15 protein-coding genes and 1 pseudogene are annotated in these 22,530 nt (G+C 74.2%); 9 read left to right on the top strand and 7 right to left on the bottom strand.

Features of this window, described 5'->3' with window-relative positions:
* Positions 1-42: 42 nt before the first annotated feature.
* Genes argC through ACFHYO_RS00765 form a run of 3 tightly spaced genes read right to left on the bottom strand, consistent with a single transcriptional unit; the run spans position 43 to position 2,374 of the window.
* The gene (gene argC, locus ACFHYO_RS00755; RefSeq protein WP_394317629.1) at positions 43-948 is read right to left on the bottom strand and encodes an N-acetyl-gamma-glutamyl-phosphate reductase; all 906 of its coding nucleotides are present in this window, start codon (positions 946-948) and stop codon (positions 43-45) included.
* 41 nt (positions 949-989) lie between these two features.
* On the bottom strand, positions 990-1,319 hold the full coding sequence (locus tag ACFHYO_RS00760) for a DUF779 domain-containing protein (RefSeq protein ID WP_394317631.1): 330 nt from the start codon (positions 1,317-1,319) through the stop codon (positions 990-992).
* On the bottom strand, positions 1,316-2,374 hold the full coding sequence (locus ACFHYO_RS00765; protein ID WP_197055304.1) for a DNA topoisomerase IB: 1,059 nt from the start codon (positions 2,372-2,374) through the stop codon (positions 1,316-1,318). The genes ACFHYO_RS00760 and ACFHYO_RS00765 overlap by 4 nt, the downstream gene beginning before the upstream one ends.
* 117 nt (positions 2,375-2,491) lie before the next feature.
* On the opposite strand from ACFHYO_RS00765, the gene ACFHYO_RS00770 reads away from it, so the two are divergent.
* Positions 2,492-2,749 (top strand): hypothetical protein, encoded by a 258-nt coding sequence (locus tag ACFHYO_RS00770; RefSeq protein WP_036700585.1) that lies wholly within the window; start codon positions 2,492-2,494, stop codon positions 2,747-2,749.
* A gap of 96 nt (positions 2,750-2,845) precedes the next feature.
* On the opposite strand, the gene adh is transcribed toward ACFHYO_RS00770, so the two are convergent.
* The 3 genes from adh to ACFHYO_RS00785 all read right to left on the bottom strand — a co-directional run bounded on the left by adh (position 2,846) and on the right by ACFHYO_RS00785 (position 6,708).
* Complete coding sequence (gene adh / locus ACFHYO_RS00775; protein WP_394317633.1) at positions 2,846-4,372, bottom strand: aldehyde dehydrogenase; 1,527 nt, start codon at positions 4,370-4,372, stop codon at positions 2,846-2,848.
* Between the two features lie 112 nt (positions 4,373-4,484).
* Positions 4,485-5,615, bottom strand: coding sequence for a GAF domain-containing protein (locus tag ACFHYO_RS00780; RefSeq protein WP_394317635.1), 1,131 nt, complete (start codon positions 5,613-5,615; stop codon positions 4,485-4,487).
* Between the two features lie 37 nt (positions 5,616-5,652).
* Positions 5,653-6,708 (bottom strand): quinoprotein relay system zinc metallohydrolase 2, encoded by a 1,056-nt coding sequence (locus tag ACFHYO_RS00785; RefSeq protein WP_394317637.1) that lies wholly within the window; start codon positions 6,706-6,708, stop codon positions 5,653-5,655.
* A gap of 287 nt (positions 6,709-6,995) precedes the next feature.
* On the opposite strand from ACFHYO_RS00785, the pseudogene ACFHYO_RS00790 reads away from it, so the two are divergent.
* From ACFHYO_RS00790 to chrA, 4 genes and pseudogenes are all read left to right on the top strand, one after another.
* Positions 6,996-7,682 (top strand): annotated as a pseudogene (locus ACFHYO_RS00790) (quinoprotein dehydrogenase-associated SoxYZ-like carrier).
* A gap of 65 nt (positions 7,683-7,747) precedes the next feature.
* Positions 7,748-8,803: an aldo/keto reductase gene (locus ACFHYO_RS00795; RefSeq protein WP_394317639.1), complete on the top strand. Its 1,056-nt coding sequence runs from the start codon at positions 7,748-7,750 to the stop codon at positions 8,801-8,803.
* A gap of 85 nt (positions 8,804-8,888) precedes the next feature.
* On the top strand, positions 8,889-9,857 hold the full coding sequence (locus tag ACFHYO_RS00800) for an NAD(P)H-dependent flavin oxidoreductase (protein WP_036711834.1): 969 nt from the start codon (positions 8,889-8,891) through the stop codon (positions 9,855-9,857).
* Between the two features lie 523 nt (positions 9,858-10,380).
* Positions 10,381-11,691, top strand: coding sequence for a chromate efflux transporter (chrA, locus tag ACFHYO_RS00805; protein WP_394317641.1), 1,311 nt, complete (start codon positions 10,381-10,383; stop codon positions 11,689-11,691).
* Between the two features lie 31 nt (positions 11,692-11,722).
* Here the strand turns inward: chrA and ACFHYO_RS00810 are convergent, their stop codons facing one another.
* Positions 11,723-13,207 carry a nucleobase:cation symporter-2 family protein gene (locus ACFHYO_RS00810; RefSeq protein ID WP_036705713.1) on the bottom strand — a complete coding sequence of 495 codons (1,485 nt, stop codon included), beginning with the start codon at positions 13,205-13,207 and terminating at the stop codon, positions 11,723-11,725.
* Positions 13,208-13,344: 137 nt separating this feature from the next.
* Here ACFHYO_RS00810 and ACFHYO_RS00815 point away from each other — a divergent pair, with 137 nt between their 5' ends.
* From ACFHYO_RS00815 to addA, 4 genes are all read left to right on the top strand, one after another.
* A complete protein-coding gene (locus ACFHYO_RS00815; RefSeq protein WP_394317643.1) occupies positions 13,345-14,211 on the top strand; it encodes an IclR family transcriptional regulator in 867 nt (288 codons plus the stop codon).
* Between the two features lie 264 nt (positions 14,212-14,475).
* Positions 14,476-16,629, top strand: coding sequence for a tRNA (adenosine(37)-N6)-threonylcarbamoyltransferase complex ATPase subunit type 1 TsaE (gene tsaE / locus ACFHYO_RS00820; protein WP_394317645.1), 2,154 nt, complete (start codon positions 14,476-14,478; stop codon positions 16,627-16,629).
* Positions 16,629-19,607: a double-strand break repair protein AddB gene (gene addB, locus ACFHYO_RS00825; RefSeq protein WP_394317647.1), complete on the top strand. Its 2,979-nt coding sequence runs from the start codon at positions 16,629-16,631 to the stop codon at positions 19,605-19,607. The genes tsaE and addB overlap by 1 nt, the downstream gene beginning before the upstream one ends.
* The coding region (gene addA, locus ACFHYO_RS00830; RefSeq protein WP_394317649.1) for a double-strand break repair helicase AddA at positions 19,600-22,530 on the top strand (2,931 nt) is incomplete at its 3' end. The genes addB and addA, both read left to right, overlap by 8 nt.

A 22,530-nucleotide genomic window follows, 5' to 3' on the forward strand; every position in this document is an offset into this window, starting at 1 on the left:
GGGCGGGGCGGCCTCCGCCCCACCCCGCTATCCCGTGGCGTCTCAGAGCCCCGCCGCCTCGTCCGCGCCGATCATCAGGTTGAGGTTCTGCACCGCCGCACCCGAGGCCCCCTTGCCGAGGTTGTCGAGCACCGCGACCACCACCGCGCAGCCGTTCGCGTCGTCGCCGTGGACCGACAGTTCAAGCTGGTTCGTCCCGTTCAGCGCCGTCGGCACCACCCGCGGCGCGGGGTCCACCACCTGCACGAAGCGGCTGCCGGCATAATGCGCCTCAAGCGCGCCGCGCAGATCGGCGATCCGCCGCCCGCCGAGCTGCAGCGGCAGTTGCACCATCATCCCCTGCGCATAACGCCCCACCGCCGGAGCGAAGACCGGCCGCCGGGTCAGCCCGGTGCGGGCCATGATCTCGGGCAGGTGCTTGTGGCCCTGACCCAGCGCATAGGCGAAATGGGCGGGCGCGCCCTCGGCCTCCATCTCGGCGATCATCTCCTTGCCGCCGCCGGTGTAGCCCGAGACGGCGTTGAGGCTCAGCGCCTCGTCCGCCGCCACCAGCCCGGCTGCAACCAGCGGCGCGAGGATGGCGATGGCGCCGGTCGCATAGCAGCCGGGGTTCGCCACGAAGCGCGCGCCGGGGATCGCGGCGCGGGTCTCGGCCGAGAGCTCCGGGAAGCCGTAGGTCCAGCCGTCGGCCACCCGATGCGCCGTCGAGGCGTCGATGAACCGCACCGGCAGCCCCTCGGCCAGCGCCACCGAATCGCGGGCGGCGGCGTCGGGCAGGCAGAGGATCGCCACCTCGGCCTCGGCCAAGGCCGCGCGGCGGGCGTCGGCGTCCTTGCGGCGCGCGGGATCGACCTGCACCAGCGCGATATCCTCGCGCCCCGCCAGCCGCTCGCGGATCTGCAGGCCGGTCGTGCCGGCCTCGCCGTCGATGAACACCTTCGTCGCCATGTGTGGCCCCCTTTCGTGCCGTCCCGATGTGGCCCAGCCGGTCAGCCCGCGCAAGTGGGCGCGACAAGGACGAAATGCCGGCCCCGCGCGTTGTCGAGGCTGAAGCCCGCCCCGCGCCCGGGCACCGCGTCGAGCGTCAGCGGCACGTCGGCCCACGCCGCCGCCTGCGCCCCGCCGGTCCAGAACCCGGCGCCGCCGACCGTCCCCAGCCGCACGTCATGCGCGCCCAGCCGGAACGCGCCCTCGGGATAGACCATCGGCGCGGTCCCGTCGCAGCACCCGCCGGACAGGTGGAACATCACCGGCCCGTGCTCGGCCTCGATCTCGGCCAGCAGCGCGAGTGCGGCGGGGGTCGCCGTGACCCCGCTCATGACGCCAGCCGCGCTTCGAGGAAGTCGAGCACCCGCACCTCCTCGGGGCGCAGCCCGCCCTCGTCCAGCTCCTCCGCGATCTCCTCGCGGATCTCGAGCTTCAGGTCGGCGTCGAGATAGCTGTCGATCACCGTCGGGTGGACATAGCACTTGCGGCAGATGGTGGGGGTGTTGCCCAGCCGGGCGGCCACCTGCTCGATCGCCTCGCGGACATTGCGCTTGGCGGCGGCGGCGCTGTCGGCGGCCTCGTACTCGGCCAGCGCCAGCGCGGCGAGCACCGTCCCGGTCCAGGTGCGGAAATCCTTGGCGGTGATCCCCTCGCCAGTGATCTCGCGCAGGTAGGCGTTGACGTCGCCCGAGGTCACCTCGCGCTGCGCGCCCGTGTCGTCGAGATACTGGAACAGGTGCTGGCCCGGCAGCTCCTGGCTCTGCCGCACGATCCGCGCCACGCGCCGGTCGCGCAGGCCGAGGTCCCAGGTCTTGCCCGACTTGCCCTTGAACCGGAACCGCACCTCGGTCCCCTCGACCTTGACGTGGCGGTCGCGCAGCGTGGTCAGCCCGTGCGACTTGTTCTGTTTCACATAGTCGGCGTTGCCCACCCGGATCATCGTCGCCTCGAGCAGATGGACGACCGTCGCCAGCACCTTCTCGCGCCCCATCCCGCGGCGGGCCATGTCGGCGTCCACCCGCGCCCTGAGCCCCGGCAGCACGCGGGCGAAGGCCAGCATCCGGTCATACTTGGCGCTGTCGCGGACCTCGCGGAAGCGGGGGTGATAGCGGTACTGCTTGCGCCCCTTCGCGTCGCGCCCGGTGGCCTGGATGTGCCCCTCGGGGTCGGCGCAGATCCAGACGTCGGCATAGGCGGGCGGAATGGCCAGCGACCTGATCCGCGCCAGCTCGGCCTTGTCGCGGATCGGCCGGCCGTCGAGGCCGCGGTAGCTGAACCCCTTGCCCGCCTTGCGCCGGGTGATCCCCGGATCGCCGTCCGAGACGTAGCGCAGCCCGACGCTTTCGGCCGCATCCTGCGGATCGACGATGGTGCCGCTGTCGTCCAAGGCGATCCCTCCCCGCGGTGCTCTGCCGTTTCCCCGAACGTCCTGACAGTCGCGCGAGTTGCGGAACCCCGCCCGCGCCGGGCCGGTTTTCCTCGGGCAACAGGAAAGGACACGCACATGGCCGACCAGAAGCCCAACTCGACGCCCGACCAGAAGCCCGACCAGAAGCCGGAATTGACCCGCGACACCGACGCTTATCTGCATGACCACGACACCCCCTCGCACGGCGGCCGCGCCGGCGGGACGATGGCGCAGGCGATCGGGTCCGAGGACGAACACAAGCGCGCCGACGAACCCGACGCCGGCCCGACCCGCGTCCGCAAGGCCGACGAGCATCGCATCGGCACGAGCAACCTCGGCACCGAGAACCGCTGAACGGGAAAGGGGGCGCCCGCGACAGGCGCCCCCCCTTCTTTCTTGCCCAAATATCCTGCGGGGGTCCGGGGGCGCAAAGCCCCCGGTCGCAGCGGCTCAGAAGAACCCGAGCTTGGACGGCGAGTAGCTGACCAGCATGTTCTTAGTCTGCTGGTAGTGGTCGAGCATCATCTTGTGCGTCTCGCGCCCGATGCCCGACTGCTTGTAGCCGCCGAAGGCCGCGTGCGCGGGATAGGCGTGGTAGTTGTTGACCCATACCCGGCCCGCCTTGATCCCGCGGCCCATGCGGTAGCAGGTATTCATGTCGCGGCTCCACACTCCCGCGCCGAGGCCGTAGAGCGTGTCGTTGGCGATCGACAGCGCCTCGGCCTCGTCCTTGAAGGTCGTGACCGAGACGACGGGGCCGAAGATCTCCTCCTGGAAGATCCGCATCTTGTTGTTGCCCTTGAAGATCGTCGGCTTGATGTAATAGCCGCTCGACAGCTCGCCCCCGAGGTCCGCGGCCTCGCCGCCGGTCAGCACCTCGGCGCCCTCGCCCCGGCCGATGTCGAGGTAGGACTTGATCTTGTCGTGCTGCTCCTTGCTGGCCTGTGCGCCGATCATCGTATCGGACTCGCGCGGGTCGCCCTGCTTGATCGCCTGGGTGCGGGCGACGGCCTTCTCCATGAACTGCTCGTAGATCGACTCCTGCACCAGCACGCGCGAGGGGCAGGTGCAGATCTCACCCTGGTTCAGCGCGAACATGGTGAAGCCTTCCAGCGCCTTGTCGAGGAAGTCGTCGTCCTCGCGCGCGACGTCGGCGAAGAAGACGTTGGGCGACTTGCCGCCGAGCTCGAGCGTCACCGGGATCAGGTTCTCGGCCGCGTACTGCATGATCAGCCGACCGGTCGAGGTCTCGCCGGTAAAGGCGATCTTGGCGATCCGCTTCGACGAGGCGAGCGGCTTGCCGGCCTCGAGACCGAAGCCATTGACGATGTTCAGCACGCCCGGCGGCAGCAGGTCGCCGATCAGGTCGGCCCAGACCATGATCGAGGCCGGCGTCTGCTCGGCCGGCTTCAGCACCACGCAGTTCCCGGCCGCAAGCGCCGGGGCGAGCTTCCAGCACGCCATCAGCAGCGGGAAGTTCCACGGGATGATCTGCCCCACGACGCCCAGCGGCTCGTGGAAGTGATAGGCCACGGTGTTGTCGTCGATCTGGCTGAGCGAGCCCTCCTGCGCGCGCAGCACGCCGGCGAAATAGCGGAAATGGTCGATCGCCAGCGGCACGTCGGCGGCCATCGTCTCGCGGATCGGCTTGCCGTTGTCCCAGGTCTCGGCGGTGGCGAGCAGTTCGAGGTTCTGCTCCATCCGGTCGGCGATCCTGAGCAGGATGGTCGAGCGTTCCTGCGCGCTGGTCCGGCCCCACTGGTCGGCGGCGGCATGGGCCGCGTCGAGCGCGAGGTTCACGTCCCCCTCGTCCGAGCGGGCGATCTCGCCCATGTCCATCCCGGTGATCGGGGTCGAGTTCTGGAAGTAGCGCCCGGCCTGCGGCGCCACCCACTTGCCGCCGATGAAGTTGTCGTAGCGCTTGGCAAACGGCATGTTGCCAACCCCCTTGAAGGGGTGCGTCTGGTCGTTCGGCATGGTTCTTGTCCTCCCTTCGGCCCGGTCCTCCACCGGGCCTACGAAGGTGATGGTGCGAGAGCGCGGCCCCGCCGGTCAACAGGGCGGCCGCGGATCGCCGGGGCCGACTGTCTCACCCGTGAGACGCCGCCGGGGCACCGGGCGCGCCGGCTGCACGTGGCGCGCCGGGGGCCTCGCGCCCCGCGCCGCCCAGGCCCAGCCGAGCCATCTTGCGATAGAGCGTCGCCCGCCCCACCCCCAGCGCCCGCGCCGCCGCGGTGACGTTGCCGCCCGAGCGCGCCAGCGCCCGCGCCAGCGCCGCCCGCTCGGCGCGCTCGAGCCCCGTCAGGTCGTCCTCGCGCCCGATCAGGTCGGCCAGCGGCCGCGGGGTCAGCGCCCCGCTGCGCGGCAGGCCCAGCGCCCGGCGCGCGTCACGGGTGGCCCCGATGGCCAGCTCGTCGCGGTCCACGGCGACAAGCGCCTCGGTCCCCTCGCCCGCCATGACGATGCGGGCGCCGGGAAAGGCGGCGCGGAACCACGCCGTCTCGATGGCGCGCGCGGTCTGGGCCACCATCGCGGCAATGAGCGCGTTGATCTGCTCGGTCTGGTCGGCGCGCGCGGAACTCACGTCCAGCGCCGCGATCACCGCCCCGTCGGGGCCGTGGATCGGGGCGTCGATGCAGCTCATGGCGGTGTTGCGGGACAGGAAATGCTCGTCGCGGTGGATGATGACCTGCCGCCCTTCGGCCAGGCACGTGCCGACCCCGTTGGTGCCCTGCGCGGCCTCGGACCAGTCGGCCCCGCAGGCGAGGTCCCAGCCGTCGAACACCGCCGCATCCCCGGCCGAGACCCGGCGGTCGAGGATGATCCCCGCCGCATCGGTCAGCACGACCGAGCACCCCGAGGCGCGCACCAGCCCGTAAAGCTGTTCGACCCGCGGCGCGGCGACCGACAGGAAGCCGCCCATCGCTTCGCGCCGCCGGGCGATCCCGGCCGCATCCAGCCGCTCGGGGCGCAACGGTGCCGAGGGGTCGAGCCCGTGGCGCAGCGCCGAGCGCCGCCAGCTTGCGGTGAGCGGGGTCAGGTCGTCGTTGGCGCGGGTGCGCTCGATCACCCGGTCGGCGTGGGGGCGCGGGGTGACGGGGCCGCGCGCCCGCGCACCGCCCCGCCCCGGCGGCTCACCAGCGACACCGGCCGTCAGCGGATCGGCCAGCGGCACGGGCGTTCCGGCGTCGCGCCGTGGCGGCGGCAGGCGTGTGGCCATGATTCGCTCTCTCCCTCCCGTCCGATCATAGCGGCGGTCAGTCCCATTCCATCTCGGCATAGGCCGCGGCGGCGTTGCGCGCCGTCGTCGCCTCGAATCCCGCCCAGCCGGGCGCCTGCGGGGCCATTGCCGCCCCGATCGCCGGCAGCGCCTCGGACAGGCCCTGCCCGGCATCCAGCGCCGCCCGCACTGCGTCCCGCAGCGCGCGCAGATAGGCCGTCTCGGCCGCCGCCGCCTCGGCCAGCGTCGGCGCCACCGGCCCGTGCCCCGGCACCACGAGCGCCCCCTCCGGCGGCGGCGCGTCGAGCCACGCGAGCCACCCTTTCAACGAGCCGTCCATCACCGGGGTCAGCCCGCGAAAAACCAGATCGCCCGTGAAGAGCACGCCCGAGCGGCTGTCGCGCACCGTCATGTCGCTGTCGGTGTGGGCGGTCGCCACCGGCGTCAGGGTCAGCGTCGTCCCGCCCAGGTCCAGCGTCTCCGCCCCCGCCACCAGCCGCGTCGGCGCCACCAGATCGGTCCCCGCCCAGGCGAGCGCCCCGATCTGCGCCGGGATCGTCTCGCGCCAGGTCTCGGCCCGCGCGGCGAGCGCGGCGGGCAGGCGGGCGTCGCCGGTGACCTCGCCCCCCGCCTCGGCCATCAGCCCGGCCCCGGCGATGTGGTCGGGGTGCATATGGGTCAGGATCACCGGCCCGATCGGCAGATCGGTCCGGGCGCGGATCGCGGCATAGAGCGCCTCGGCCTCCTCGCGCGAGCCGCCGGGGTCGATGACCGCCACCCGCGCCTCGCCGATGATCACGCCCAGGTTGGCGATCCGGCCGCGGTTCTCGGGCGACAGCTCGGCATCCGCGCCGCGGTGGACCAGAACGCCCGGCGCGAGTTCGGTCAGCGCGAGCGCTGGGGCCTCGGCCAGCGGCGCGCAGGTCCAGCCCCGTCCGGTCAGGTCGGGATGCGCCGAGAGCCACGCCGCCGCCACCGCCTCGGCGCCCTGCTGGCACGCCGCGGCCTCGGCGGCGCTGCCCTGCGGCAAGAGCCGCGGGGCGCAGGCCGCGGGGTCCGCGGCCAGACAGGCGGTCAGCATCAGGACGAACATCGCCACCCCCTTCCCCAAGGTCCGGCGCCCCACTCTGCGCCGTCGCGGCCGCAGAGGGACAGGGCCCGGGCGAACCTCAGACTTTGGTCGGGCAAACCGGCCCCCGCGCGGGCTTGTGCATGGATTTCAGCGCCGCGGGCTGTCACGCTTTCCGCCACCGCCATGAAGCGCGAGGCACGCCGATGCCCCTTTCGCAGATCGCCCGCTGGATCGCCGTGGCCGCGCTCAGCGCCGGGCCGGCGCTCGGCGCCGACAACCCGCTGCAACCCTCGCCAGCCTGGGACGAGATGCGGCTGGCGGTGATCGGCACCGAGACCGAGCCGCCGGTCGATCCCGCCGTGCTCGACCTCGACGCGCCGATGCGCGCCGACAATCCGGCGCTGGTGCCGATTCGGATCACCCAGCCGCCAGGGGCGCCCGCAATCACCCGCCTGGCGCTGGTCATCGACGAGAACCCGGCCCCGGTCGCGGCCGAATTCACCCTCGGCCCCGCGACCGCCCCCCTCGACCTCTAGGTGCGGGTGAGGGTCAACGCCTATTCCGACGTGCGCGCCATCGCCACGCTCGCGGACGGGCGGCAGGTCATGGCCGGGCGCTTCGTCAAGGCGTCGGGCGGCTGCGCGGCCCCCGCGGGCCGGTCGGGCGAGGACGCGCGCAAGGACATCGGCGCGATGCGCTGGACGTCCGAGCCCGCAGGCGACCGCGCCATGGGCCAGCTGATGATCCGGCACCCCAACTTCTCGGGCCTGCAACGCGACCAGCTCACCCTGCTCGACATCCCGGCCGAGTTCGTCCGCGGCGTCACCCTGCGGCAGGGCGACGCGCTGCTGATGGAGATGGAGGGCGGCATCTCGATCTCGGAAAACCCCGTGTTCCGCCTCGGCTACACCCCCGACGGCGCACCCGTTACCGTCCACGCCGAGGACACCGAGGACCGCCAGTTCGACGCGAGTTTCCCCGGCTCGGGCGGCTGAGGCGCGCTTGCGCCCGGACCGGCCCGCTGGCAGGGTCGCCACCTTGAGCGAAACGGGGGTCTTGGATGGACAGGCGGAAACTGGGCACGATCGAGGTGAGCGACGTCTGCCTCGGGACGATGACATTCGGGCGCGACACGGGCCGGGACGACGCCTTCGCCCAGATGGACCGCGCGCTCGACGCCGGCATCAGCTTCTTCGACACCGCCGAGATGTATCCCGTCCCCCCGCAGGCCGCCTTCTACGGCCGCACAGAGGAGGTGATCGGCGCGTGGCTCTCGGCCCGCCCCGGCGCCCGCGACCGGGTGCAGATCGCCAGCAAGATCAGCGGCCCGAACGGCGGCCATTCCCGCGGCGGCAAGGGGTTCGAGCCGGACAACATCGCCGACGCGGTGGACGGCTCGCTCAAGCGGCTGGGGACCGACCGCATCGACCTCTACCAGCTGCACTGGCCGAAGCGCGGCGGCTATGCCTTCCGGCAGAACTGGACCTTCGATCCGCGCGGCAGCTCGAAGGCGCGGGTCGAGGATCACATGGACGCCATCCTGACCGAACTCGCCAAGGTCGTGGCGGCGGGCAAGGTGCGGGGCTTTGGCCTGTCGAACGAATCCGCCTGGGGCACGATGGCGTGGCTGGGCGCCGCCCAGCGCACCGGCGGGCCGCGGGTGGTGTCGGTGCAGAACGAATACGGGCCGCTCTACCGGATGTATGACACCGACATGGCCGAGGTCGGGCAGAAAGAGGACGTGACGCTGCTGGCCTATTCGCCGCTCGCCGCCGGGCTTTTGACCGGGAAATACGCGGGCGGGACGATCCCCGAGCGCTCGCGCGCCGCGACCGACAAGCGCGAGGGCGGACCGGGCAACCTTGGCGGGCGGATGACCGAACGCGGGCTCACCGCCGCCGACGCCTGGGTCGAGATGGCCCGCGAGCTCGGGCTCGACCCGATCCACGCCGCGGTGGCGTTCGTCCGCCAGCGGCCGTTCCCGGCCATCCCGATCATCGGGGCCACTACCCCGGCGCAGCTCGACCACCTGATAGCCGGGCTGGGGGTGACGCTCGACGACGACGCGCTGGCCGCCATCGACCGCTTCCACCGCGCCCACCCCCTGCCCTACTGAGCGGGGGCGAGAGGGGTGACGCAGCGGCGGGCTTGCACCGCCGCGCGGCCCCCGCAACATCGCGCCACATTCGTGGAGGAACCCCATGCTGCCGCCGATCCTGTCGAACCTGCGCGTCCCCGCCATCGCCTCGCCGATGTTCATCGTCTCGGGGCCGGACCTCGTCATCGCCCAGTGCAAGGCCGGGATCGTCGGCAGCTTCCCGGCGCTCAACGCGCGTGAGAAGGACGGCGAGCCGCCGCTGCTCGACGCCTGGCTGACCCGGATCGAGGAAGAACTCGACCGCCACAACCAGGCCAACCCCGACCGACCGGCGGCGCCCTTTGCGGTCAACCAGATCGTCCACCGCTCGAACGCCCGGCTCGAGCGCGACATCGAGATCTGCCACCGCCACAAGGTGCCGATCTGGATCACCTCGCTCGGCGCCCGCCCCGAGGTGAACGCCGCCGCCCATGACTGCGGCGGGATCACCCTGCACGACGTCATCACCCCCACCTTTGCCCGCAAGGCGCTGGAGAAGGGCGCCGACGGCCTGATCGCGGTGGCGGCGGGCGCGGGCGGGCACGCCGGCGGCCTGTCGCCCTTCGCCCTGATCCAGGAGATCCGGTCCTTCTTCGACGGGCCGCTGCTGCTGTCCGGCGCCATCGCCACCGGCCGCGCGATCCTCGCGGCACAGGCGATGGGGGCGGACCTCGCCTATATCGGCAGCCCCTTCATCGCCACGGCCGAGGCCAACGCCGACGCCGCCTACAAGCAGATGATCGTCGATTCGGGGGCGGAGGACATCGTCTATTCCTCGCTCTTCACCGGGATTCACGGCAACTACCTGAAGCCCTCGATCCGGGCCGCGGGGATGGACCCCGACGCGCTCGGCTCGGCCGACGCCTCGGCGATGGACTTCGGCAAGGGCGCGGCGAAGGCCAAGGCGTGGAGCCAGATCTGGGGCTCGGGCCAGGGCATCGGCGCGATCCACGAGGTGACGCCCGCGGGAGCGCTGGTGGACCGGCTGGCCGCGGAATACGCCGAGGCGCGGCAGGCGCTCTGCGCCGGGTGAGGCGCGGGGGGCTGACGAGCGGGCGGTGAGCGCCGCGCGGATGGCCGGCGTCTTGGCGCTGCTAGGCGCGGCCGACCAGACCTCGATGGAGAGCCCAACCCGTCTTTCATAGCGAGACGGGCTTCTGCCGAGGTCCGGTTGCCGGTCGAGACTCCCCCGTCGAGATTTCCTAGCACAATGAGCGGAGCTGCCCCCTCCCCGGGGGCGCTCCCTCGCAGCCGCCCGGTTGCGGGCTGTCGTTGATCGGATAGCCACCGCGGCTCCGACCCCTGCGGGCACGGGCGCGTCCCTCACCCTTTGCCTGCCAAACAGACGGGCAACTGTGGGCGGGAGGGGTGGGCTCGTTTACTGCCTCTCAGATGGGCGTGGCGCGGCCCTGTCCAATCGACTCCCAGCAGCCGCGCTCCACCCGCACGCATCCGCATACCCCGCCCCCAACGTCACCCCGCCGCCGCGCACGCGGCTGTCGCGCGGGCGTCATGCGCGTGGTACACACCCCTCAGCGCAGATGCCCGGACCCGCCATGACCCCCTCGCAGACCCCCGCCCCGACCCCGCCGCACCCCACCCTCGCCGAGGCCACGCGGGTCTGGGCGCGGATCGCCGCGCTGTCATTCGGCGGCCCGGCGGGGCAGATCGCGGTCATGCACCGCATCCTCGTCGACGAGCGGCGCTGGCTCGGGGACGGGCGGTTCCTGCACGCGCTCAACTTCTGCATGATGCTGCCCGGCCCCGAGGCGATGCAGCTCGCCACCTATGTCGGCTGGCTGATGCACGGGGTGCGCGGCGCGCTGGTGGCGGGGGGGCTGTTCATCCTGCCCGGCGCGGTCTCGATCATGGCGCTGTCGGTCATCTATGTGCTGTGGGGCGGGACCGGCCTCGTCGCGGGGCTGTTCTTCGGCCTCAAGGCGGCGGTGCTGGCGGTCGTGGTGCAGGCGGTGGTGCGGATCGGGACCAAGGCGCTGACCTCGCCCGCGCGGCTGGTCCTCGCGGCCGTGGCCTTCGCTGCCATCGCGGGGCTGGGGGCGCCTTTCCCGCTCATCATCCTCGGCGCGGCGCTGGCCGGCTGGGCGGGCAGCCGGATGGGCATTGCGGGGCTCGCCGGGCCCGGGCACGGGGCCGCGGGCACCATCGCCGACGCCGGCACCGTGCTGGACGAGGCCGCGCCGCCCGCCGGGGCGGGGGCGACCCGCGCGGGGATGGTGGCGCTGGTGCTGTGGCTTGTCCCGGTCGCGGCGCTTTGGCTCGCGCTGCCGGGCAGCGTCTGGGCCGAGATCGCGGCGTTCTTCGCCAAGCTCGCGCTGCTGACCTTCGGCGGCGCCTACGCGGTCCTCGCCTGGGTCGCGCAAGAGGCCTCGGCCCGCTACGGCTGGGTCACGCCGGGCGAGATGCTCGACGGACTGGGGCTCGCCGAAACGACGCCCGGGCCGCTCATCATGGTGACGCAGTTCGTGGGCTTCCTCGCCGCCTGGCGCGAGACGGGGGGCAGCGTCGGCGCCGGGGTGCTGGGCGGGCTGCTGACGACCTGGGTAACGTTCGCGCCCTGCTTTGCCTTCATCTTCCTCGGCGCCCCGCATATCGAGCGGCTGCGCCACAACCCCGGCCTCGCCGCGGCGCTCGGCGCCATCACGGCGGCGGTGGTGGGGGTGATCCTCAACCTCGCACTGTGGTTCGGCTGGCACTTCGTCATGCCGGGCGGTCGGCTCGACCCGTGGGCCGCGGCGCTGTCAGGGGTGGCGCTGGTGCTGGTCTTCGGGCTGCGCTGGGGGGTGGTGCCGGTGCTGGCCCTGTGCGCGGCGGCCGGGATGGCGCTGCGGCTGGCGGGGGTGGTCTGAGGGGCAGCCCTGACGGCGGCCCCCGGTCAGCTCAGTGGCTGTCGGCGGCGGCGCCGGCGCGGCGCAGCTCATCCTCGTCCACCGGCTTCGCGCCGTTGAAGAACCAGTTCAGCAGCACGGCCGACACGGCGGCCAGCAGGATGCCCGAGTGGGTCAGCACCCGGGTCCCGCGCGGCAGCCACTGGTCGAAGTCGCCGGCGATCATCGGGATCATCCCCATGCCGATGGCGATGGCGACGATGAACAGGTTGTGCCGGTTGGCGGTGAAATCGACGCGGCTGAGGATGCGCACGCCGGTCGCGGCGACCATCCCGAACATCACCAGCCCGGCCCCGCCCAACACCACCGTCGGCAGCGCCTCGACCAGCGCGCCCATCTTGGGGATCAGCCCAAGCACGATCATGATCGCCCCGCCCGCCACGCAGACGAAGCGCGAGCGCACGCCGGTCACGCCCACCAGCCCCACGTTCTGCGAGAACGAGGTGTAGGGGAAGGTGTTGAACACCCCGCCGAGGATCGTGCCGACGCCGTCCGCCCGCAGCCCCGCCGCCAGCCGCGGCTGGCTGATCCGGTGGCCCACCATGTCACCGAGCGCGAGGAACATCCCCGTCGATTCGATCATCACCACGATCATCACCAGCGTCATGGTCAGGATCATCACCGGGTCGAAGGTCGGCATCCCGAAGTGGAAGGGCCGGATCGGCGCGAACCAGGCGGCCGCCGCGACCTTCTCGAAATGCATCATCCCCATCGACGCGGCGAGGAGCCCGCCCACCACGATCCCGATCAGCACCGCGATGTTCGACAGGAAGCCGCGCCCGAAGCGGGCGATCAGCAGGATCGTGGCCAGCACCACCCCGGCGATCAGGAAGTTGCGGGGCGCGGCGTAAAGCGGGTTCGGCACGCTGGCCGCGATCTTCGTCCCAAGCGGCACGCCGCCCGCGGCGACCTGCGCATCCAGCCACGCCTGCATCGCCGGATCGACGAGCTTCGGCGCCGTCGGCCCCTGCTGCAGGCCGAAGATCCAGTTGATCCCGATCGGCATCAGGCTGATCCCGATGGTCAGGATCACCGTCCCGGTCACGACCGGCGGGAAGAACCGCAGCATCCGGCTGACCAGCGGCGCCAGCAGCACCGCCACGATCCCCGCCCCGATCACCGCGCCGAAAAGCGCCCGCGCGCCGATCTCGCCCGGGGTCTCGTTGGCGATGGCGACCATCGGCCCGACCGCGGCGAAGGTCACGCCCATCATCACCGGCAGCCGCACGCCGAGCCACGCGCCCGCGCCCATCGACTGGATGATAGAGGCGATGCCGCAGACGAACAGGTCGGCCGAGATCAGGAACGCCACGTCCTCGGGCGAAAGCTTCAGCGCCCGGCCGACGATCAGCGGCACGGCGATGGCGCCCGCATACATCACCAGCACGTGCTGAAGCCCCAGCGCAAAGAGCCGCGGGGCGGGCGGCACGGCCTCGACAGGGTCGAGCGTGCCACGGGAATGGGTCAGGTCGGTCATCGGTCTCCCTCGGTTCACGGCTCTGCGGCCGCTCGGGCCGAGGCTGCGCTGGCGGATCGGCTGCGCCAAGCCAAATCGCGCGGCTTTCCACCATGCGGATTGCGCCCTGCCCGGGATTGCGCCAGCCTGCCCGCGCCATGACCGACCCCCGCCGCCCCGTGCCCCCGCCGTCCGACGACACCCCCTCGACCCCTGCGGCCAAGCCGCCGGCCCGCACCGGCCGCCCGCGCAAGACGCCGGCCGAGGAGCCCGCGGGCGGCTCGGCCGTGGTGGACCGGGCGCTGGCGATCCTCGACGCGCTGGCGGCCCGCGACGGGCTGCCGCTCTCGGACATCGCCCGCCAGCTCGGGCTCGCGCCCTCGACCACGCACCGGCTGCTGGGCGCGCTGGCCGCGCGGCGGCTGGTCGAGGCCGACCCGGCGACGCAGGGCTGGTCGATCGGGCCGGGCGCGGTGCGGCTGGGGGCGGCCTTCCTGCGCCGCGGCGGGCTGGCCGAGCGCGCCCGCCCGGCGCTCGCCCGGCTGGCGGCCGAAAGCGGCGAGACCGCGGCGCTTGCCGTCCCCGACGCCGACGCGGCGCTGGTCGTGGCCGAGGCCGCCGGCCCCGCCACGCTGCGGGTGGTGCTGGCCCCCGGCACCCGCCTGCTCCTGCACGCCAGCGCCGCGGGCAAGGCGCTGATCGCGCATCTGCCGCTCGCCCGGGTCGAGGCGCTGCTGGGCGCCGGCCCCCTGCCGGCGCTGACCCCGCAGAGCCTGACCGATCAGGGCGCGCTCACCGCCGACCTCGCCACCCTGCGCCACGCCGGCTGGCTGTCCGAGCGCGACGAGTCCGTGCCGGGCCAGTCGGCGGTCGCGGCGCCGGTCTTCGCGGGCCTGGGCGACCCGGTCGCGGCGCTCACGCTCGCCGGCCCGTCGCTGCGGCTGGACGCACGCCGCATCGAGGCCCTCGGCCCCACCATCGCCGCCGCCGCCGCCGCGCTGGGGGCGGCGCTCGGGGGGCGGTGAGGGGGGCCGTCCCGCCGTGGAAATGATGGGGTTTGGACGGCCTCACGCGCGAGGGATCGCGCCAATAAGCCTGTCCCAGCACGGCGCTCGGTCGCGAAGGGGAGACCGCCTCGCTGGGTCGGTCGGCCCCCCGTCGCCGCTGCACCATCCTGCGGCGGGCGCCCGCCGCGCAACACCGGGAGGCTCCACGCCCCCCGAGCCGCCACCCCGCCCCCGTCCGCCCCGCCCTTCCACCGGCCGCGCCGTGCCGCTAGGGTCGCGGCGATGACCAGCCCTCCCGCCCCTCTCGCCACGATCGAGGCCGCCGACGCGGCCCTGACCGCCGGCCTTGCGCGGATGCTCGCGCCGCGGCTGGCGCCGGGCGACACGCTGCTGCTCGACGGGGCGGTGGGGGTGGGCAAGACCCATTTCGCCCGCGCCCTGATCCGCGCCCGACAGGGCGACGCGGCCGAGGATGTGCCGAGCCCGACCTTCACCCTCGTCCAGACCTACCTCGACGCGGGCGGCATCGAGCTCTGGCACGCCGACCTCTACCGCCTGACCGATCCCGCCGAGCTGTTCGAGCTGGGGCTCGAGGACGCGATGCCCGAGGCGATCACGCTGATCGAGTGGCCCGAGCGGATGGGCGCCCCGCCCGCCGGCGCGCTGCGCGTCGCGCTCTCCGCAACCGAGCCCGCCACCGACCCCGACCTGCGCCGCATCACGCTGAGCGGCGATCCTGCGCGCTGGGGTTGGGTGGCGCGCCTTGCGGCGGCGGCGCGGTTCGTCCACGCCGCCGGCTGGGCCGAGGCGCGGGTGGCGACGCTGGCCGGGGACGCCTCGGCCCGCAGCTATGCGCGGCTTGCCGCGCCCGAGGGCACCGCGGTCCTGATGGACGACCCCGGCGGGCAACTGCCGCGCTATCTTCAGATGACCGACTGGCTGCGCGACCGGGGCTTTGCCGCCCCGGCGGTGCTGGCCGCCGACCCGGCGCAGGGCTTCGCGCTGCTCGAGGATCTGGGCGACGACCTGCTTGCCCGGGTGCTCGACCGCGACCCCGGGGCGGCCGAGGCGCTCTATGACCGCGTCACCGACCTGATCGTGGACCTGCACCGCCACGCCCCGCCCAACTTCGTGGCCCCGCTCGACGGCGCGGCGCTGGCGGGGCAGGTCGGGCTTCTGGCCGAGTGGTACGCCCCTGCCGCCGGCGCCCCCGGCGCAGGGGCCGAGGCGGGCGCCGCCATCGCCGCGCTGTGGGACCGGCTGGCCGCCCAGACAAAGCCGGTCGTCTCGCTGCGGGATTTCCACGCCGAGAACCTCGTCTGGCGGGGCGACGGGCCGCTGGGGCTGCTCGACTTTCAGGACGCGGTGGCGACGCACCCGGCCTATGAGCTCGTCTCGGCCCTGCAGGACGCGCGCCGCGACATCCCGCCCGCGACCGAGGCGCGGCAGATCGACCGTTACCTCGCCGCGACCGGGCAAGCCCCGGACCGCTTCCGCGCCGCCTATGCGCTGATGGGCGCGGCGCGGGGGCTGCGGATCATGGGGATCTTCGCCCGGCTGGCGCTGCGCGACGGCAAGCCGCGCTACCTCGACCTGATGCCGCGGGTCTGGGCGGCGGTGACGGGCGACCTCGCCCACCCGGCGCTGGCGCCGCTGGCCGAGGCGGTGGCCGGCGTGCCCGCGCCCACGCCCGAGGTCATCGCCGCGCTGCGCGCCCGCACCGGCCGCGCGTCCGAGGCGCCGACCACGCTGATGCTGTTCGCCGCCGGCAAGGGCACGCGGATGGCGCCGCTGACCGACCACACGCCGAAGCCGCTGATTCCGGTCGCCGGGCGGGCGCTGATCGACCACGCGCTGGACCTCGCCGCTGACGCGGGGGTGTCGCGGGTGGTGGTCAACACCCATCACCTCGGCGAGCAGATCGCCCGCCACCTCGCCCGGCGGCCGGGCATCGTGATCTCGGACGAGGCCGACCTTCTGCGAGAGACCGGCGGCGGGCTGCGCCATGCGCTGCCGCGGCTGGGGCCGGGGCCGGTGCTGACCATGAACCCCGACGTCATCTGGCGCGGCCCGAACCCGCTGGCCGCGCTGCGCGCCGGCTGGGACGGGGACCGGATGGAGGCGCTGCTGATGCTCGTCCCCGCCCAGCGCACCCGCGGGCGGGTCGGCCCGGGCGACTTCTCGCTCGACGCCGACGGGCGCCTCCGCCGCGGCGGGCCGCTCGTCTATGGCGGGGCGCAGGTCATCGCCACCGACCGGTTGGCGGGGGTCGAGGCCGAGGTGTTCTCGCTCAACCTCATCTGGGACGCGATGATCGCGGCGGGCGGCGCCTTCGGGCTCATTCACCCCGGCGACTGGTGCGACGTCGGGCGGCCGGACTGCATCCCGCTGGCCGAGGGGATGCTGGCCGAGGCGATGCGTGAGGGGCGCACCTGATGCGCGGCCTCTACGCCCTGCCCCCCGGCGTGGACTTCGCGGGCGAGGTCGTGCGCGGCCTGCGCGACCGCATGGCGGACCGCCCGCCCGAGGCGATGGCCTCGGTCACCATCCACTGCAACTCGGGCCAGACGCTGCGCGCCATCGAGGCGGCCTTCCACCGCGGCGGCCCCGCCCTTCTGCCGCGCCTGCGGCTCATCGCGGAACTCGGGACCGGCGCCGGGTTGCCTTCGCCCGAGGCGCCGCTCGCCCGCCGGCTCGAGCTGTCGCGGCTGGTCGCGGCGGCGCTGGCGGCGGGCGGCACGGCGGCGCAGGACTGGGGCCAGTCGGTGCCGGCGCTGACCCGCTCGCTCGCCGGGCTGATGGCCGAGATGCAGGCCGAGGGGCTGGGGCCCGAGGCGCTCGAGACGATCGACGCGGGCGCCCATGCGGCGCATTGGCAGCGGGCGCTGGCCTTCCTGCGGATCGCCGCGGGGTTCCATCTGGGCGACGACGCCCCCGACCGCGAGGCGCTGCAGTACCGGGCCGCGCGGGCGCTGGCCGACGACTGGGCCGCGGGCCGGAACCTGCCCGCGGGGCCGGTGATCGTCGCAGGCTCGACCGGCTCGCACGGGGCCACGCGGCTGTTCATGGAGGCGGTGGCGCATCTGCCCGAGGGCGCCGTGATCCTGCCCGGCCACGACGCCCACACGCCGCCCGAGCTGCTGGCGCGCCTCGCCGCGGGGGACGAGGACCACCCGCAGGCCCGGCTGGCCGCGCTGACCGAGGCGCTGGGGCCGCCGCAGCCCTGGACCGATGCCGCGCCGCCGGCGCCGGCGCGCAACCGCCTCGTCAGCCTAGCGCTGCGCCCGGCGCCGGTGACCGACCGCTGGATCGCCGAGGGGCCCTCGCTCGGGCCGCTGCTGGCGGCGACCGAAGGGCTGGGGCTGATCGAGGCCGACCAGCCCGCCGCCGAGGCCGCGGCCATCGCCGCGCTGATCCGCGCCACGATCGAGGACGCCCGCCCGGTCACGCTGATCGCCGCCGACCGCAACCTGACCCGGCGGGTGACGGCGCAACTGGACCGCTGGGGCATCCGCCCCGACGACAGCGCCGGGGCGCCGCTGCCGCTGACCGCGGCGGGGCTGTTCCTGCGCCACATCGCCGAACTGCCGCTCGCGCCCTTCGAGATCGCGCCGCTGCTGGTGCTGCTCAAGCATCCGCTGACCGCGACCGGACAGGGCGACAGCGCCACCGCGCGGCGGCGGGCGCGGCGGGCGCATCTGCTGCACACCCGGGAACTCGAGCTGTTCCTCCGCCGCAACGGCCCCCCCTTCCCCGACGCCGCGGCGCTGCGCCGGGCCGGCGCGGCCTCGCGCCGGGGCCGCCCCGCCCCCGGGCGCGCGGCCTGGGCCGAGGGGGTCGCGGCGCTGATCGACGCGACCCTGCCGCTGATCGCCGACCCCGGCCCGCTGCCGCTGGCCGATCGCGCCGCCCGCCACCGCCGGCTGGCCGAGCTGTGGGCCGCAGGCGCCGGGGGCGAGGCGGAGGCCTCGGCGCTCTATGCCGAGCGGGCGGGCGACAAGGCGCGCGCCGTCCTCGACCACATCGCCGCCCACGCCCCGCGCGGCCCCGAAAGCTCGGCCCGCGACTTTGCCGAGCTGCTGGTGCAGGAGCTGCAGGCGCAGGCGGTGCGCGCCGACGCCGACTCGCACCCGCTGGTCCGCATCCGCGGCCCGCGCGAGGCCCGGACCGAGGTCGGCGCCCAGCCGGGCGGGCTGGTGATTCTCGGCGGGCTGAACGAGGGCGGCTGGCCGCAGGCGCTCGACCCCGATCCGTGGCTCAGCCGGCCGATGCGGCGGCAGGCGGGGCTGCCGCTGCCCGAGCGGCGGATCGGTCTGTCGGCGCATGATTTCCAGATCGCGGTGGCGGGGCCCGAGGTGATGCTGACCCGCGCCCGGCGCAGCGACGAGGCCGAGACGATCCCGGCCCGCTGGCTGAACCGGCTTGTGAACCTCGTGGCCGGGCTGCCCGCGCAGGACGGCAAGGCGGCGCTCAAGGCGATGCGGGCGCGGGGCGATGTCTGGCTGGCCCATGCTGCGGCGCTGGCGGTGCCCGGGCCTGCGGATCAGGCCCCGGCCGCCCCCCGCCCCGCGCCGCGCCCGCCCGCCCCGGCGCTGCGCGAACTTTCGGTCACCGCCGTCTCGCGGCTGATCCGCGACCCCTATGCGATCTACGCGGCCCGGGTGCTGCGGCTGCGCGCGCTCGACCCGCTCAGGCCGCTGCCCGACGCAGCCGAGCGCGGCAACGTGCTGCACGACATCATCCGCCGCTTCCTGACCCCGGCCCCGGCCGCGGGCGACAGCCCCGAGTTCCTAGCCGCGCGGCTGCTCGCTGCGGCCGACGAGGTGCTGGCGGCGCAGGTGCCCTGGCCGGCGGTGCGGATGTTCTGGCGCGCCCGCATCGCCGGGATCGCCCCGGCGCTGGCCCGGGCCGAGGCCGAACGGCTGGCCGAAGGCGCGCCGATGGTGGTCGAGACCGGGCACCGGCTGCCGCTGGCGGGGACCGGCTTCACGCTGACCGCCCGCCCCGACCGGATCGACCGGCTGAACGACGGGCGGGTGGTGATCTACGACTACAAGTCGGGCACGCCGCCGACCGCGAGACAGGTCAAGGCGTTCGACAAGCAACTGCCGCTCGAGGCGGCGATGGCCGAGCGCGGGGCGATCGGGGGCGAGCCGCTCGAGGTGGCGGACCTGCGCTACATCCGGCTGGGCGGCAAGGGCGAGACGACCTCGCTCGGCTGGGGCGACGACCTGACCGGGACGTGGGACGATTTCGTGACGCTGATCGGCGCCTATCTGTCGGGCGCGCACGGCTTCGCGGCCCGGCGGGCGATGGAGCGGACGACCGATGGCTCGGATTACGACCACCTGAGCCGCTATGGCGAGTGGTCCGACGCCGACCCCGCAACGGTGATCGAGGTGGGCCGTGACTGATCCGACACCCCCGGAGGACCCGACCGAACCGGGCAAGCGCAAGCGCAAGCGCGAGGACGGTGAGCAGACGCCGGATCAGGGCGACACGCCGGATTCGGAAACCCCTTCCGAACCCGCCAAAGTCCCCGATGACGCCACCCGCAACCAGCACCGGGCCGCGGACCCCGAGCGCTCCACCTGGCTGACCGCCAACGCCGGCTCGGGCAAGACCAGCGTGCTGACCGACCGGGTGGCGCGGCTGCTGCTGGACGGCACCCCGCCTGAGCGCATCCTGTGCCTGACCTACACCAAGGCCGCCGCGACCGAGATGCAGAACCGCCTGCTCGGCCGGCTGGGCGAGTGGGCAATGCTGGACGACGCCACCCTTACCAAGCAGCTTGCGGCAATGGGGGTGGGCCCCGCGGCCGACCTCGCCGCCGCGCGGCGGCTGTTTGCGCAGGCGATCGAGGCGCCGGGCGGCCTCAAGGTTCAGACCATCCACAGCTTCTGCGCCGGCGTCCTGCGGCGCTTTCCGCTCGAGGCCGGGGTGCCGCACGGCTTCGCCGAGCTGGACGAGCGCACCGCAGCGAACCTGCGCGCCGAGGTGATCGAGGCCATGGCCCGCGAGGGCGCGCCCGAGATGGCGGACCTGATGTCGCTGCTGACCGAGGACCGGCTGGACGGGTTCCTCGCCACGCTGCGCGACCACGACGCCGCGCCCTGCGCCGACACGCTGTGGGCCGGCTGCGGCCTGCCGCCCGGGTTCGACGAGGCGGCGCTGCTCGCCGGCTGCCTCGACGGGCGCGAGGCGACGCTGATCCCGGCGCTGATCCCGCTGCTCGAGGCGAGCAGCGCGAACGACCAGAAATCCGCCGCCCACCTGCGCGGCGCCGACTGGGCGCAGCCCGACCTCGGCGCGCTCGAGGTGCTGGAGCGGGTGCTGCTCAACGGCGAAAGCGCCAAGGCGCCGTTTTCCGCCAAGCTCGGCGGCTGGCCCACCAAGGCGCTGCGCAGCGGCCCCTGCGCGCCGTTCGTGGACCAGATCGAGGAGCTGATGTCGCGGGTCGAGGCGACCCGGCCCCGGCGGTTGGCGCTCGCCCACGCCACCCGCACGCTGGCGTTGCAGCGCTTCGGCCACGCCTTCTGCGCCCGCTACGCGGCGGCGCGGCGGGCCGGCGGGTGGCTCGACTTCGACGACCTGATCCTGCGGACCGCGCGCCTGCTCGAGGATGCGGCGATGGCGCAGTGGGTGCTGTTCCGGCTGGACGGCGGGATCGACCACATCCTCGTGGACGAGGCACAGGACACCTCGCCCGCGCAATGGCGGGTGATCGAGCGGCTGACGACCGAGTTCACCGCCGGCGAGGGCGCCCACGACCGGCCGCGCACGCTGTTCGTGGTGGGCGACCCGAAGCAGTCGATCTTCTCCTTCCAGGGCGCCGACATCGCGGTCTTCGAGGACCGCCGCCGCCAGTTCAAGGCCGCCTTCGACGCCGCCGGCCAGCCGATGCAGGACGCGGCGCTGCTGCACTCGTTCCGCTCGTCCCCGGCGATCCTCGCGCTGACCGACGCGGTGTTCGAGGGGCCTGCGGGCGAGGGGCTGGGCGAGTTGCCGCCGCACCACATCGCCTTCCGCGACCGGATGCCGGGGCGGGTGGACCTGTGGGCGCCGGTGCCCGAGCCGCAGAAGCCCGAGCCGGGCCCGTGGCACGAGCCGGTGGACCAGCCCGCGCCCAACGCCGCGGCGACCGTGCTGGCCGAGCGGGTGGCGGCGGCCGCCAAGGCGATGATCGGCACGCCCATCCTGCCGCGCGGCAAGGACGAGCCGCGGCCGATCAGGCCGGGCGACATCCTGATCCTCGTGCAGCGCCGCAAGGGGCTGTTCCACCACCTGATCCGGGCGTTGAAGAAGGCCGAGCTGCCGGTGGCCGGGGCCGACCGGCTGCGGCTGGGGGCCGAGCTGGCGGTGCGCGACATCCGGGCGGTGCTCTCGGTCCTCGCGCTGCCCGAGGACGACCTGTCGCTGGCCGCCGCGCTGCGCTCGCCCCTCTTCGGGCTCAGCGAGGACGCGCTCTACCGCCTCGCCGCGCCGCGCAAGGGGCTGCTGATCGCGGCGCTCAGGGCCTCGCCGCACCGCGAGGCGATGGCGATCCTCGAGGATCTGCAGCGCCACGCCGACTTCATGCGCCCCCATGACCTGATCTCGCGGCTGCTGATCCGGCACCGCGGGCGGGCGCGGCTGATCGGCCGGCTCGGCCCCGAGGCCGAGGACGGGATCGACGCGCTGATGGCGCAGGCCCTGACCTACGAGACGACCGAGGCGCCCTCGCTGACCGGGTTCCTTGCGTGGCTTGCCGATGACGAGGCCGAGCTGCGCCGCCAGCCCGACAGCGCGTCCGAGGGCGAGGGGGTGATCCGGGTGATGACGGTGCACGGGGCCAAGGGGTTGGAAAGCCCGGTGGTGATCCTGCCCGAGACCGCCAGGCGCGGCGGCCCCGGCCAGACCCCGCCGACGATCCTGCCCGACAGCGGCCCGCCCGCGCACTGGCGGGCGGCGAAACCCATGCAGACCGAGGACGTGCGCGGGTGGATCGACCGCGACGCGCGCCGGTCCGAGGAAGAGCGGCGGCGGCTCCTGTATGTCGCGCTGACGCGGGCGGAAAGCTGGCTGATCGTGGCTGCTGCGGGCGAGACGGGGGTGGGGACCGAAAGCTGGTATGCGATGGTCTCGGACGGGTTCGACCGCGCGCGCCAGCCCGGCCTCGACGCCCAGACGCTGGACGACGGGCACGGCGGCACCACCCGGCGGCTGGCCTTCGGCGACTGGCCGGTGGCGGCCGCGGCGGCGGCCGACACGGGCGATGCGCCCCCGCCCCCGCCCCTGGCCGACTGCCTGCGGCGCGGGGCCGAGACCTTCGGCTGGGCCGACCGGCCCGAGCCGGGC

Source organism: Paracoccus panacisoli, assembly GCF_042435015.1.
GTDB classification, from domain to species: domain Bacteria; phylum Pseudomonadota; class Alphaproteobacteria; order Rhodobacterales; family Rhodobacteraceae; genus Paracoccus; species Paracoccus panacisoli.